A 13,201-nucleotide genomic window follows, 5' to 3' on the forward strand; every position below is an offset into this window, starting at 1 on the left:
TCGTCAGGCTCATAACCTGAAGGTCAGAGGTTCAAATCCTCTCCCCGCTCCCAATAACTTCCACTCAAAATTGCTATATCATCACTTAAACAAATTTTACTTGTCATATCAGTTTAAAATTTAATTTGATATTTATATATTGCTTGTTAATTGCTTTTAATTTGCAGGTCTGGTTCATTAAAAGAATATTATTTTTCTGCAAGTCAATTCTATGAAAGGAGATTATGACTCAAAAAAAAACTTACAATTCTATTAACCAGACTTGGTTTAAAATTCTTTTTTTGTTTCATTTTAGTTTTTTTTACAGTGTTTACTATTCTAAATGCGTTTTTTCACAGACTTATTCTGATCATGAAATTGATACATTAGACCAAAATGGTAAAAGTGTACCTTACGATTCAGATGGTGAATTATTTTTCCATAAATTAAATGAAAAGTTGGATCCTCATGGTGTGCAGTTTGCTTTAAGCTGGACAGGTGAAACAGCAGGTATTGTAAGGGGAGGACGTAGAAAGGGTGTCGATTATGCACATCAGATTGCTTTTTCAGTTGATATGGATTGGGAGAAAATTGCAGGTTTTAAAGGGTTTTCAACTCATGCGATGATTTTAAATCTAGCTGGGCGCAATGCCAGTTCCGATTATGTTGGGGATTCACAAATTCAGGCCCAGGAAATATATGGGGGTGGATATGACCGATTATTTCATATGAATTATATTTATATTGAACAACAGTTATGGAAAGATCAGGTCAATATTCGTGCAGGACGGTTAAGTGTTGGAAATGAATTTGCATCAAGTCCATTCGCATGTCAGTTTATGTTAATTGCAACTTGTGGTCAACCCAGGAGTATTCAGTCCCAACAAGGTTTCACACCCTGGCCTGGAACTGTTTGGGGGATTAGATTTTTATTTCATTTAACAAAACAAAGTTACTTCCAATTGGGTGCTTATGAAAGTTCTCCATGGGGAACCGGTAAAGGGGGTGTCGCAGGTTTTGACTGGAGTACGAATGCTGCAACAGGTGTTTTTATACCAATTGAATACAGTTATAACTCTGAATTTGGTAAAGATAATTTAACGGGATATTATCATATAGGTGCTGGTCTTGATACCAGTCGTTTTCAAACCTGGTCTGCACAGGCTGTAAAAGGAAATAAAAGAGATAATCGCAGTCAATTTTGGGTTATGATGGATCAGATGATTTTTCGTAATGACCCCAAGAAAGATCATGGATTATATTTAATTTTGAATTATGGACATGATTCAACAACAACTTCTACATTTAAGGATCTTTATAATGTAGGTTTTATTAATAAGGGATTTTGGAAGAAAAGACCCTATGACCAAATAGGTTTCATGTTTACCTATTATACAGTGCCTAAGAGTTTAAAATATGCACAAAAATATCAAATGACGCAATTGTCTTCCCCTTTTAATGCGAAGGTTTTGTCATTATTGAATGGTGCACCCGCAGCACAGACAAATTCTGCTTTGTTTGAATTGAATTATGGTATTTCTGCTTATCGGGGTGTTATGGTCATGCCAGTTGTCGAATATTTTCATCATGTTGCTGCCACTAAAGCCTACAAAGATGCTTTTGTTATTGGGTTAAAAACCAATATTAATTTTTAGAAAATTTATTCAGAGGTTTTTGTTCAATCTATACTTATAAGATGTGAAATCCTTGTATCGTTTCATTATATTGTAAATTAATGAATAAATAGGTAATAATTTGTAGTGCGTATTTTTATTTTCCCTTTAATATAATGTATAATTAATACAGTTTAAAATTTACTGAAAAAAGGTGGTTTTTCTTTAATGAAACAAAAAGGAAATAGATTGATTTTGGGGATAATTGGGGGATTGATGGTAAATTCAATGATTCCGTTCTTATCTTGTTTCGCACGTCACCACCATCATCACCATGTTCCCCCTCCAAAGACGGTTGAAAAAAAAGAAGATGAAAACACGCCGCAACAAACGATTAAAGACGTGGATTCCATTCCTTCAACCATCAGGCAAAAAATGCAGGGGAATCAAAGGGTTGAACATTATCAATCTTTAAAACAGGAAAACAAGCCCGCCTTGTTACTTCCCAATCATTATACAAGGGGTGATAAAGGCCATTTGAATGCTGAACAAGGTTGGGTGAACAGTAAACGTCAACGTGGTCATCATGATATTGGTATTAATGCACCGCTTCCTCAAACAGCGGATCCAACTCAAAATAAAACACGTAACGTTTTTCGTAGAGCAATGCCGATATATGAACCAAATTATTAAACGTTCATGAAACAATATTTAATTTTTCGGCAATTGCTTTTTTAGCCTGATTAATGGTTTCTTCAATGGGTTGTGTATTATTGTCAATATCAATAATGGGGGCACCATTATAGGTTAACTGTTGTAATGTTCCAATTTTTTTGATCATTGATTCAAGGCGATGATCAGGTTTTCTCTGTTGGGCTGTTTCAACGGTTACGTTTAGCCGTATAACCAGATCGGGTGTATGGTTGATCATCCAGTTATAAAGTGATCGTTCAAGCTTTGTGAGCAGGCGTGTTATGGACGACGCTGGGTTTTCTGTTGTCAGATCAGGTCCATCCAGTCCACCAATAACGGCAACTTGGGGAAATCGGTCAGTAAGAATGTAAAAGCCTTGCTTACGCAGTGAAAGCATCCTGTAAAAGCGATAAACGCGACGCAGAGACATTATGAATATTCCCAATGCCAATAATGCGTTCGGTCCTTCTTTTGATTTAGCCTGTTTATTGGTCTTGGTAATATTTTTATCAAGTTTTTTCCCTAGAAACGGAAGTTTAATCAGACGTCTTCTTATATTTCCCGTTTGTCTGCCCAAGTGGCATAATTTTGTAGGATGAACTGAATTCAACCAGCGTTCCAATTCCAGACAGACTGTTGTTTTGCCAGATCCGTCGCACCCAATAATAGCAATAATCGGTGGCGTAGAAGATTGTGTCATAAATTATATATCTCTTGGTTATTTAAATGGGATATCGTAATCTTTCTATATTTCAATAGATTACGGTCAAATTTGATTTGTTAGTCAATGAAAACTGTATTATAAGACAACCTTTCCTAGTCTGTTAGGTTGGAAATTCCTTGGAATTTTTCAGTATAGAATCAGTAACTTAAAGCAAATCAGGCTTTAAGTTAAAACTTGTGTTCCAAAGATATCCATAATTATATACATAAATCTGTTATATTTTAGAAGATTATATATGCATAAAAAAAGATCAACTGAAAATCAGGGCCCATTAATTGCATTAGTCGGTTGTGATGGATCAGGAAAATCAACATTAAGTTTTGATCTTGCTGAAGCATTAAATCAAGAGCGATCTGCAAAGTGCTGTTATTTGGGCCAAGGATCAGGAAATATTGGTCGAAAGATCAGTCAATTCAGATTTGGGGGAAAAATACTTGGACGTATAATCGATAAGAAAGCGGGAACGGCCCGTACCAAGGGAAAAAAAATTCCTGGTGTTTTAACGGCCTTGGTTATTTTCTTTTTTTCCTGTGTTCGTTTTCTTAATTTTAAAAAAATGTTGAAATTAAGAAAACAGGGGGTTTTGATTATTGCGGATCGCTATCCTCAGACAGATGTTGTAGGATTTTATGACGGACCCGGTTTGTCAGCTGCACATACGCAAAACCGTTTTATCCAGTTTCTTGTTAAAACAGAATACAGGCTTTATGATTACATGGCTTCCATAAAACCGGACTTGATAATTCGGTTGAACATTGATGTTGATACCGCATATCAACGTAAACAGGATCACGATTATAATTTGTTAAAAATCAAAGTGGAAGCCACTCAAAAATTAAAATTCAGAGGGGCACCAATTGTTGATATTGATGCTTCTTTGCCTTATAAAGAAGTTTATGAAACAGCTATGCGGGCAATCAGGAAAGTAGAAATTGCATATAGCGAAGGGAAAATAAGGAATTAATTATTGTTCAATCATAAAATGCTATTTTTAATAGGTTTTATTTTTCTTTTATTTGCTGTTTTTTTATTCCTTTGCACAGATCTGGATCAGAAACTCAATGGTGTTTTGCTTTCTGATCATGACAGTAGCTTGATTTATTGGAATAGACTTGTATCTAAATCGGGTTCATTTGCGGTTGTTCTTCCCTTAAGCTTAATATTCATATTATGGGTCTGGATTTATCGTTCGCATCGAGACGCGGTTTGGCTGTTTGTAATCTTGATTTCAGCGCGTCTGGTTTTTCTTTTAATGAAAAATATAATTGTTAGAGCAAGGCCCGCTTTTCCATTTTCTCATATTCATGCGACAACCGCCAGTTTTCCAAGTGGACATGCAGTCAATGGACTGATGTTTGTGTTGATTATATTATACTGTTTAAGAAATTACAGTTTGGTTTGTTGGATATCATTGATATGGGTTTTTTTAGTGGGATGGTCGCGTTTGGCATTGGGAGCGCATTGGATAAGTGATATACTGGCAGGATGGGGATGTGCGATCATGTGGTTTGCTTTTATGATGGGGATTAGAAATACTGTATTTGTTCAAAAATTGCTAGATTATATTTTATAATCAGGCAGGTTTTTACTGTATTAATTTTATAGCGGAAATATCGTGAATTTTAAATTTTTTACCAAGCCACAGAATATTATACAATTTGAGGGTTTCCATTTTTCTCGTTTTCAATGTGATCAGCTATATGAAATGATTTTGGTGGATGATGAAATTCACCTCAATGTTTCATTACCTGACAAACTTGTATTTGATTATACACAGGATCAACTGATTGACGGTTTTATGATTAGTCGTCAATTATGGGTGGAAGGGGTTATGGAACCCGCATTTATGAATATTTTGCATTCCTTGAGATACTCTTGCCATTTATCCAAGGAAAATAAAGCCGTTTACAAGAAGGTAAGGGCCAAATTCAAACATTTGTGCTATGCATATAGGGCTTTTGATGAACGCCATTGTAGACCGTACTGGCTTGGCAAGATGACGGGTTTATTAGGCAAATTACAGGATGGCTTCAAAAACAGGAAATCTCTCATTGTAAAACCAAGGGCGGTATTTCTGGATTATATTTGGCATGAAAAAGGGTTGTATTTATTAAAACGGGAAGTAAATTGCTTTTTTCCCTGCAACCTGAAAAGCTTTGTAAAATATTTTCGAAAAAGACTGGAAATCATTAAGAAAGAGCTTGAAACACATGTAACTATAACAGCTCATGAGTTTCATAACATGAGAAAAACAATCAGTATGATTGCAGCCACCTATGGTACTTTTGATGTTTTGTTTCCATCAGATTATCATCATCAGACTTTTCAATATTTATCGACAATTAATGGTATGATGGGCGATTATCATGATGAATTGGTGGAAAAAAAATTGAATAAAATTAAAAATTACTATTTTGATCGATTTATGATACCTGAAGAAATTAAGAACAGGTTAAACACTTTTGCAGGTCGTTTTATAGACGATAGTAATGATTTTTGTTGATCTTGTTTCACTTTATTGAATGGATAATCAATTTTAAAATGAACCACCAAGCGTAAATGGATGCTGATGATGATGCTTCATTATCATCTAGTAGTCCATGAGCGGTATTATTACGAAGATTAAAGCCTATTGGATCAATAAATAAACTTTTAAATTCAAAAAGTAAATTTACATCTAAAATTTTTTCTATTTCAGGTGATTTTAAAAGAGTATTCAGGCTATTATATGTTTCAATATTATTTTTATCCAAATTGCTGGTACGAACTTTAATTTTTTTAAGTTGATCTCTTATAATATTTTCGACTTGCGGGCAAAGTAGATAAATAGCAGCTATAAAATCCTTTTGAAAACCTGACCACAGGGCGTTTGCCGTGATTTTTTCCCGATTTTTAGGAACAATAGGAGATTTATGACAGATATTTTCAAAAATTTCTTTTGAAAATTTATCTTCTTTATGAAGTTGGTTCAGCCCTTCATTAATCAATGATATGTTTGTATAAATAATTAATCTATAATTTTCTTGTATTTTTTCATTTAATTTATTTTTTGGATCGTCAGGTGAGATTTTTGCGATTATACGTCCATCATCACTTCTATAATCTTTTGTAAATAAATTAGAGAAAAAAAATTGATCTGATTCTTTTACAGCATTTTGAACAAGATCTTGATAATCAATACTTAAATCGGTAAAATATTTGAGAGTTTTGATAGGATCTGTTTTGTTTGAAATGCGTTGTACAAATTCTTGCACTGAATTTGTAATATCAATGGGGCCTATATATATTTTACGCATATTTGCTAACACTATTTGGTTAGATTCTTTTAATTTAGCATGAAGGTTGTGTATTTTATTATCTACATCGTAATCGTTTCGATTTTTTTTAGGTATTTTATTATATGTTTGTAAAGCTTCCCCATAAATAGAATAAGCGCTACAATCATTATTTTTATATCTAAAATCTCCATGATATTCATGATATTCGGCTATGTTGAAAAGAGATTTTATTTCATTTTCTCTATCGTGAAACTGTTTATATTTACTATTTAGAAATTCTAAAATTTTTATTGATAAATGAAAATTATTTTCATTTTTAAGTTGAATTGCCTCTTGATATAATTTAGGCATTACAATTTTTTGTAATACATCCTTATTTTTTGTTTTATCTATTAATTCTGCTAATATTAATATTAGTCCACTGTCATTTTCATTTTTAAAAACATATGTCAATTTAGATAGTATTTTATCTAATTGATTATTATCATTTATCTGTTGACACAAATAAATCGCACGTTCGTAGTATTTGTTCAAATCTTGGAACAGAAAACTTACATTTTTTTGTTGTCAAAAGTGTAATAAGTGTATGAATCAATTGCGATTTGGGCATATTTATAATTTTTTGGTTCTTGAACAAGCCATAAAATATCGGCTATTTTTGCTTTTAACGATGGTTCAGGAATGTCATTTAATATAAGGCTTAAGAATTCAAGCTCTTCTTTTGTAAGATCTGAAGGTTCTTTAGTACGTTGTCCTAGTTTATTTATAAAAAAAGCCCTAAAAGGTTTATCTTTATTATCAGCATCTAAATACATTAAAGAAATTTCCGCTAACAATTCAAAAATTTCATATTGTTCTTGCTGTCCAATATCTAGTTTTTCTTTTGCAATTTTTTTTAAACTGGAGTGAAGTTTATCGTAAAAAACATGGTTTTGTTCTGGTTCATATTTCCAATTACATTCAAGAAATGCCTCTCGCGTTAGTTTTGGCGAACCTTTCATTGTTTTAAATTTCTTTCATGATTTTAAATCAAGGTTAAATTTGTTTCGAATAAAATATTACAAACGAAATGAAATTTAATGAAATTAAATTAAAATTGAAGAGAGATCAGTGTTTTGTGGCAAATCACTGCAAACTACTAAATAATATATATATAATTAATTTTTATGGTGCCCAAGGGCGGAATCGAACCACCGACACAGCGATTTTCAGTCGCTTGCTCTACCGACTGAGCTACTTGGGCATCTTGATATTCGCTTTCGGTATTTGACGCGAATCAATGTATACAAAGCATTTACCCTACATTGGGATCAGGATCAAGTCTTTCTTTTATGGAATTTAGCAATTCTTTTTCTTCCTCTTCATTTTGTGGAAGGGATGCAATGCGATAATCCTCGTAAAACCAACGACCTAGATCAATATCGGCGCATCGTTTAGAACAAAATGGTTTGAATTTTTCTTGGGCCGGTTTTTTACAGATAGGACAATGTAACGCAGGTTTATTCATAAGAAAAATCCCATTCTTGAGGTTTAAACGTTAAATCCGCTTTTAGTTGTAGCGATATAGAACATCGTCGTTCAAAATCTTTAATGGCATATTCATCCTTTAGTAATGCCTGATATAAATGGGGATGAAGTTTCAATTTTAAAAGATGATAACGGTAATGGTGATTGACTGAATTGAATTCCAGCATGACCTTCGCAAGGATCTTAACAGCTTTTCCGTGATCTGAGGTTAATAGTTCATGAAGGGGTGGGCGTTTTCTCATTCGAACGATTTCGGCCAATCCCAGGTGCGTAAATCCCAATAATCGGGGGGATAATGGATCATTGGCCAATGCGTCATTGATGTCCTGTTGTAATAAACGTCTTTTTTTGATTGGCAGACCTATTAGATCAATAAAAATTGCACCTGATAGATTACGCAATTTTATTTGATGCAATAATGGTGGCAAAGCGATACGGTTTGCGTCAAATTGCGCCTTTATTTTTGTTTGATTTTCTTGGCTATGGCTTACACTATCCATATCAATAGCGACGAGAGCCGGGGTCGGGGTAATTGATGCTTGAATTCCTTTTGGTAATTTAACGGATGATTCCATTAATGTCTCAATCTGTTCCGATATAATGCTTGGACAGGAGGTCTGCGCAATTTGAACGCGATTATGCAACGAACTTGGTATGATATGAATAAGGTGCGGATCATCAATTATGATTGGTAAATTTTCCCAAAATCTTGAAAGATCTTCTAAAGGAGACGGTCCTTGTTGGATCAGATGTGTTTCAGTGCTTTTCTGGATATTGATAGATAGGTTTTTGGTATCCAAACGGACATTTTTTCCATTCTGGGCACTTCGTGAGACTTTGACAATTATTTTATCGCCATTGTGCAGATTTTTGGCACCTGCATTATCAGGCAAAAAACCGGATATGTTTTTACCCAGAAGAATAAAGGCTCCACCTAATGCAGGTAAATGGGCGGTAACCCGACCATAGTAAATGTCCCCGAAACCATCAGGAAATCCAGGATACCACAAGGCATAATCTAAGAGAGTGTCATGATGGGTAACGGCAATATGTATTAGACCAGGCGCTGAAATAACCCAGATTTGAGGCATCAGGGGATTAATCCTTGACCGCGTATAAGCTGGGCTGTCTCAAATAATGGAAGACCGACAACATTACTGTAGCTCCCATTTATGGATTTGATAAAACTGGCGGCATAACCCTGAATGGCATAGGATCCAGCCTTGTCTTTCCATTCATCGGTTTCTAAATAAGAAAAGAGTTGTTTATCAGTCAATCGTGAAAAATGCACGATAGTACAGACAAGACGTGAGGAGATCCGTTGTGTCTTTGCATTATACAATATAACAGCTGTATAAACTCTATGTCTTCGACCAGACAGTAAACGTAATTGTTTTTCCGCGATTTTTACATCTTTCGTTTTATTTAAAATACGTCGTCCTGCTGCCGCAACCGTATCAGCGGCTAAAATCATGGGTGATTCAAGAGAGAGTTCCCTGCCGGCCGATAGTTTTTCCTGTGCAAGGCGCTGAACATACTGTCTGGGCAATTCTTTTTTTTGGGGCGTTTCATTAATTCGAGGATGAACGATTTTTTCAGGATTAATGCCGATTTGTTCAAGCAGTTGTAAACGTCTTGGTGATGCGGAGGCCAGTGTAATTGGAAAATCAGAATTTTCCATCAAGAAAGAGGAATGATGCATTATTATTTAAAGCGGAACGTGATGCGACCTTTGGTTAAATCGTAAGGAGTCATTTCAACGCTTACGCGATCACCCGCCAAAACACGAATACGGTTCTTGCGCATTTTACCGCTGGTGTGGGCCAAAATAACATGTTCATTATCCAATTTTACACGAAACATTGCGTTCGGCAAAAGTTCAGTAACAGTTCCGTTGAATTCGATCATATCTTCTTTAGACATTTTTAGTATATATATCCTTCAAGTTAAAACAATTAATTTTGTTCTTACCATAACGATGAATATTGAAAAATGTCCAGTTTTATTTATGCAAACTGTCCAAACGGGAGGAAATACTTAAAGCATGTGCGGTTAAACCCTCAGTTTTTGCTATCGCCACTGCAGCAGGTCCCACTTTTTCAATACCCTTTTCATCGCTTTTAAGGAAAGTCGTTCGTTTAAGAAAATTAAAAACCGATAATCCGGATGAAAAACGTGCAGTACGACTGGTTGGCAAAACATGATTGGGACCGCCAACATAATCTCCAATTGCCTCAGGACACCATTTTCCAATGAATATTGTGCCGGCATGTTTGATTTTGCTGAATAGGTCATCTGGATTTTCAAGCATGAGCTCCAGATGTTCAGGGGCAATCCGGTTGATAAGGGGAATGGCTTCTTCCCAGGATTTTACAATAAGAATAGCACCATGATTTTTCCAGCTTGTTTCCGCTATTTCTTTTCGTGAAAGACTTTTCAATTGTTCATTGACAGCTAGCGAAACTTGATGGGCAAATTCCTCATTATCAGTAATAAAGATTGATTGTGCCATGGTATCATGTTCCGCTTGTGCCAAAAGATCCAGGGCGATATGCGTTGGATTATTATGCCGGTCAGCAACAACCACAACCTCGGAGGGGCCTGCGACGCTATCAATTCCGACCAAACCGAAAACCTGTCTTTTTGCTTCGGCGACATAGGCGTTGCCAGGACCAACAATATAGTCAACGGACTCAATGGTTTGTGTCCCGAAGGTCAGGGCGGCAATGGCTTGTGCTCCACCAACACGGTAAATTTCGGTAACACCTGCCCTATAAGCCGCAGCCAAGACGAGAGGGTTTAGATGGCCATCCGGGGTCGGGACACACATTGCCAACCGTTTGACTCCAGCAACCTTGGCCGGGATAGCATTCATTAAAACGGATGAAGGATAGGCAGCGGTACCTCCTGGAACATATAATCCGGCGGAATCCATGGCATTCCAGCGATACCCAAGATTAAATCCACAATCATCCCGGTAATCAAGATCGGGAGGCAATTGTTTTTCATGGAATTTTTGAATTCGTTGGGCGGCTAGATCAAGTGCATCAAGCAATTCCGGATCAATTTTCTTGCAGGCTTGCTTTATTTCCTGTTCTGTGATCCGTAATTCCGTAGGAGACAGTAACAAACGGTCAAAGCGTTTGGTATATTCACAAAGTGCATCATCGCCATCATTTTTTACAGCCTGTAGAATCTCTGTTACGGGTTTTGTTGCTTGTGAAGTGTCTGCTGTTCGCGCGGCAAGAAGATTACAGAAAAATGTTTTAAAATCCGGTTGATTTGTTGATATGATTTTCATGATATATCTTCATTGTTTGGAAGGGTAACAAGTTGGCGAAACCGTTCAATTAATGCATTAACGTGGGCAGATTGTGTTTTTAAGGCGGTGCGATTGATGATGAGACGGCTGGAGATTTGTGTAATCGTTTTAATTTCCTGTAGACCATTGGCCCTTAGGGTTGATCCTGTATCGACAAGATCCACAATCAAGCTGGATAATTTCAAGACAGGCGCAAGTTCCATGGCACCATGCAAATTAATGATATCTGCTTGCACGCCTTTACTGGCAAAATAACGTTGGGTGATATTCGGATATTTGGTTGCAACACTTATCTGTGACCAACGCGCAGGGTCTTCCAGATTTTTATTTTTTGTATCCGCTAATTGCGCGATAGATAAACGACAGCGTCCTATATTGAGATCAAGAGGTGCATAAATATCCGAATAATCAAATTCCATCAGGACATCGGAACCACAAACACCCAGAGAAGCCGTGCCAAAAGCTACAAATGTTGCGACATCGAAAGAACGGACGCGGATAATGTCAAGCCCAGGGTCATTTGTCTTAAAGCGAAGAAGGCGGCTGTCTTTATCAAAGAAAGCGGGTTCTGGTATAATATTGGCTGTTTCAAGAAGAGGGATACAATCCTTTAGTATCCTTCCTTTAGGAAGGGCTAAAATAAGAGGGTTTGATTTCACGCCAGGTACAGACATTTAAAGTGTAAGCAAAAGTGGATCTGATTATAATAAAATTGTTAAATAATTTAAGGTTTAACTATAATCAGATCATTGGTATAAAACAAGTTCTCTTCTATGAGGAATGAAAATATTATTTAGTCTTGACTCTTTCAATTTGAGCACCGCAGGCAGACAATTTTTGATCAACTGCTTCATAACCGCGGTCTAGATGATAAATCCTGTTCAGGCTTGTTTCTCCCGCTGCGGCCAGACCGGCTAGGATTAACGAAAACGAAGCCCGTAGATCCGTTGCCATAACAGGCGCGCCAGATAGGGAATGAACACCACGAATAATTGCTGAAGAACCATGAACATTGATTCTTGCACCCATACGGTTCAGTTCTGGGACATGCATGAAACGGTTTTCAAAAATTGTTTCCGTAATCATGCTCGCTCCTTCAGAAATTGAAAGAAGGGCCATGAATTGGGCCTGCATATCCGTCGGAAAACCTGGATAGGGTTCTGTCATGATATCAATGCCTCTTAAATCACCCGTGCGCCGGACAAGAATGGCGTTTTTTTCCGGAAACACCTCTACCCCAGCCTCTTCCAACGCATGAATAACAGATCCCATGGCATGAATGTCGGCTCCGATCAGGCGCAGTTCTCCACCTGTAATACCGGCTGCACAGGCATAGGTACCGCATTCAATTCGATCAAACAGGATGGAATGTTCCGCGCCATGTAAATGATCCACGCCATCAATGATCAGATGACTTGTTCCTTTACCCTCTATTTTTGCACCCATCGCGATCAAGCAGTCGATAAGATCGCAGATTTCAGGTTCACGGGCTGCATTCAGCAGTTCCGTTCTGCCTTTGGCAAGGCAGGCAGCCATGATTGTATTTTCTGTAGCGCCAACAGAGACAAATGGAAATACAAAGCGACCACCACGTAATCCCTTGGGTGCAGTTGCAATAACATATCCCTGATCAATTTCGATTTCAGCGCCCAAGGCTTTGAGTGCATCCAGATGAAGATTAACAGGACGGGTTCCGATTGCACATCCTCCCGGCAGGGAGACCTTGGCCTTACCACAACGTGCAAGAATGGGCCCTAGAACAAGGATAGAAGCTCGCATTTTCGAAACGATATTGTAGGGAGCTTCGGTGTTTGCAATATCCCCTTGAAAAGTGATATGATGTGGATCCTTGTCATTATAAGTGATTGTGAGACCATGTTGTTGCAGAAGTGCGCACATGGTACGTATATCAACAATACTTGGAACATTTCTTAGTGATAAAGGTTCAGGGGTAAGCAAGGCACATGCCATGATTGGCAAAGCTGCGTTTTTTGCCCCCCCAATGACGATATCACCATATAAGGGTCTACCCCCACGGATTAAAAAGCGATCCATTCTTTTTTTT

15 protein-coding genes and 1 tRNA gene are annotated in these 13,201 nt (G+C 36.9%); 5 read left to right on the forward strand and 11 right to left on the reverse strand.

Annotated features, from left to right (window positions below; all coding sequences use genetic code 11):
- The first annotated feature begins 224 nt into the window (after positions 1-224).
- The gene (locus H3R28_RS07155) at positions 225-1,634 is read left to right on the forward strand and encodes a carbohydrate porin (protein ID WP_198210484.1); all 1,410 of its coding nucleotides are present in this window, start codon (positions 225-227) and stop codon (positions 1,632-1,634) included.
- Positions 1,635-1,820: 186 nt separating this feature from the next.
- On the forward strand, positions 1,821-2,285 hold the full coding sequence (locus H3R28_RS07160) for a hypothetical protein (RefSeq protein WP_155580010.1): 465 nt from the start codon (positions 1,821-1,823) through the stop codon (positions 2,283-2,285).
- Positions 2,286-2,289: 4 nt separating this feature from the next.
- Here H3R28_RS07160 and H3R28_RS07165 read toward each other — a convergent pair whose 3' ends face one another.
- On the reverse strand, positions 2,290-2,985 hold the full coding sequence (locus tag H3R28_RS07165; protein ID WP_155567636.1) for a nucleoside triphosphate hydrolase: 696 nt from the start codon (positions 2,983-2,985) through the stop codon (positions 2,290-2,292).
- A 259-nt stretch (positions 2,986-3,244) separates the two neighbouring features.
- On the opposite strand from H3R28_RS07165, the gene H3R28_RS07170 reads away from it, so the two are divergent.
- The 3 genes from H3R28_RS07170 to H3R28_RS07180 are packed head-to-tail and all read left to right on the forward strand — an operon-like array spanning position 3,245 to position 5,512.
- Positions 3,245-3,973 carry a hypothetical protein gene (locus H3R28_RS07170; RefSeq protein WP_198210485.1) on the forward strand — a complete coding sequence of 243 codons (729 nt, stop codon included), beginning with the start codon at positions 3,245-3,247 and terminating at the stop codon, positions 3,971-3,973.
- Between the two features lie 3 nt (positions 3,974-3,976).
- Positions 3,977-4,582, forward strand: coding sequence for a phosphatase PAP2 family protein (locus H3R28_RS07175; RefSeq protein WP_155566310.1), 606 nt, complete (start codon positions 3,977-3,979; stop codon positions 4,580-4,582).
- A gap of 42 nt (positions 4,583-4,624) precedes the next feature.
- On the forward strand, positions 4,625-5,512 hold the full coding sequence (locus H3R28_RS07180; protein ID WP_198210486.1) for a hypothetical protein: 888 nt from the start codon (positions 4,625-4,627) through the stop codon (positions 5,510-5,512).
- A gap of 7 nt (positions 5,513-5,519) precedes the next feature.
- Here H3R28_RS07180 and H3R28_RS07185 read toward each other — a convergent pair whose 3' ends face one another.
- From H3R28_RS07185 to murA, 10 genes are all read right to left on the reverse strand, one after another.
- Entirely contained in the window at positions 5,520-6,791 is a 1,272-nt protein-coding gene (locus tag H3R28_RS07185) for a DUF4209 domain-containing protein (protein WP_198210487.1), read from the reverse strand.
- A gap of 47 nt (positions 6,792-6,838) precedes the next feature.
- Positions 6,839-7,288, reverse strand: coding sequence for a hypothetical protein (locus tag H3R28_RS07190; protein ID WP_198210488.1), 450 nt, complete (start codon positions 7,286-7,288; stop codon positions 6,839-6,841).
- A gap of 166 nt (positions 7,289-7,454) precedes the next feature.
- Positions 7,455-7,530: transfer RNA gene (locus H3R28_RS07195), tRNA-Phe, on the reverse strand.
- A gap of 51 nt (positions 7,531-7,581) precedes the next feature.
- Positions 7,582-7,794 carry a DNA gyrase inhibitor YacG gene (locus H3R28_RS07200; RefSeq protein WP_122122959.1) on the reverse strand — a complete coding sequence of 71 codons (213 nt, stop codon included), beginning with the start codon at positions 7,792-7,794 and terminating at the stop codon, positions 7,582-7,584.
- Entirely contained in the window at positions 7,787-8,905 is a 1,119-nt protein-coding gene (locus tag H3R28_RS07205) for a ribonuclease E/G (RefSeq protein WP_110439344.1), read from the reverse strand. Before H3R28_RS07205 ends, H3R28_RS07200 begins: the two co-directional genes overlap by 8 nt.
- The gene (locus H3R28_RS07210) at positions 8,905-9,516 is read right to left on the reverse strand and encodes a nucleoside triphosphate pyrophosphatase (RefSeq protein WP_122122961.1); all 612 of its coding nucleotides are present in this window, start codon (positions 9,514-9,516) and stop codon (positions 8,905-8,907) included. The genes H3R28_RS07205 and H3R28_RS07210 overlap by 1 nt, the downstream gene beginning before the upstream one ends.
- Positions 9,517-9,518: 2 nt before the next feature.
- Positions 9,519-9,737, reverse strand: coding sequence for a translation initiation factor IF-1 (infA, locus tag H3R28_RS07215; RefSeq protein WP_110439346.1), 219 nt, complete (start codon positions 9,735-9,737; stop codon positions 9,519-9,521).
- Between the two features lie 79 nt (positions 9,738-9,816).
- A complete protein-coding gene (gene hisD, locus H3R28_RS07220; protein ID WP_155568830.1) occupies positions 9,817-11,115 on the reverse strand; it encodes a histidinol dehydrogenase in 1,299 nt (432 codons plus the stop codon).
- Complete coding sequence (gene hisG / locus H3R28_RS07225) at positions 11,112-11,810, reverse strand: ATP phosphoribosyltransferase (RefSeq protein WP_198210492.1); 699 nt, start codon at positions 11,808-11,810, stop codon at positions 11,112-11,114. The genes hisD and hisG overlap by 4 nt, the downstream gene beginning before the upstream one ends.
- Before the next feature lie 115 nt (positions 11,811-11,925).
- Complete coding sequence (murA, locus tag H3R28_RS07230) at positions 11,926-13,191, reverse strand: UDP-N-acetylglucosamine 1-carboxyvinyltransferase (RefSeq protein WP_198210494.1); 1,266 nt, start codon at positions 13,189-13,191, stop codon at positions 11,926-11,928.
- Positions 13,192-13,201 lie beyond the last annotated feature (10 nt).

This window comes from Commensalibacter sp. M0268, from assembly GCF_016101925.1.
GTDB classification, from domain to species: Bacteria; Pseudomonadota; Alphaproteobacteria; order Acetobacterales; family Acetobacteraceae; genus Commensalibacter; species Commensalibacter melissae.

What these genes read in the sequence shown, in the direction of transcription:
- H3R28_RS07155 (WP_198210484.1), top strand. Translation starts at nt 225, where the DNA reads ATGACTCAAAAAAAAACTTACAATTCTATTAACCAGACTTGGTTTAAA.
- H3R28_RS07165 (WP_155567636.1), bottom strand. Translation starts at nt 2,985, where the DNA reads ATGACACAATCTTCTACGCCACCGATTATTGCTATTATTGGGTGCGAC.
- hisD (WP_155568830.1), bottom strand. Translation starts at nt 11,115, where the DNA reads ATGAAAATCATATCAACAAATCAACCGGATTTTAAAACATTTTTCTGT.
- H3R28_RS07170 (WP_198210485.1), top strand. Translation starts at nt 3,245, where the DNA reads ATGCATAAAAAAAGATCAACTGAAAATCAGGGCCCATTAATTGCATTA.
- infA (WP_110439346.1), bottom strand. Translation starts at nt 9,737, where the DNA reads ATGTCTAAAGAAGATATGATCGAATTCAACGGAACTGTTACTGAACTT.
- H3R28_RS07190 (WP_198210488.1), bottom strand. Translation starts at nt 7,288, where the DNA reads ATGAAAGGTTCGCCAAAACTAACGCGAGAGGCATTTCTTGAATGTAAT.
- H3R28_RS07205 (WP_110439344.1), bottom strand. Translation starts at nt 8,905, where the DNA reads ATGCCTCAAATCTGGGTTATTTCAGCGCCTGGTCTAATACATATTGCC.
- H3R28_RS07210 (WP_122122961.1), bottom strand. Translation starts at nt 9,516, where the DNA reads ATGCATCATTCCTCTTTCTTGATGGAAAATTCTGATTTTCCAATTACA.
- murA (WP_198210494.1), bottom strand. Translation starts at nt 13,191, where the DNA reads ATGGATCGCTTTTTAATCCGTGGGGGTAGACCCTTATATGGTGATATC.
- hisG (WP_198210492.1), bottom strand. Translation starts at nt 11,810, where the DNA reads ATGTCTGTACCTGGCGTGAAATCAAACCCTCTTATTTTAGCCCTTCCT.
- H3R28_RS07200 (WP_122122959.1), bottom strand. Translation starts at nt 7,794, where the DNA reads ATGAATAAACCTGCGTTACATTGTCCTATCTGTAAAAAACCGGCCCAA.
- H3R28_RS07160 (WP_155580010.1), top strand. Translation starts at nt 1,821, where the DNA reads ATGAAACAAAAAGGAAATAGATTGATTTTGGGGATAATTGGGGGATTG.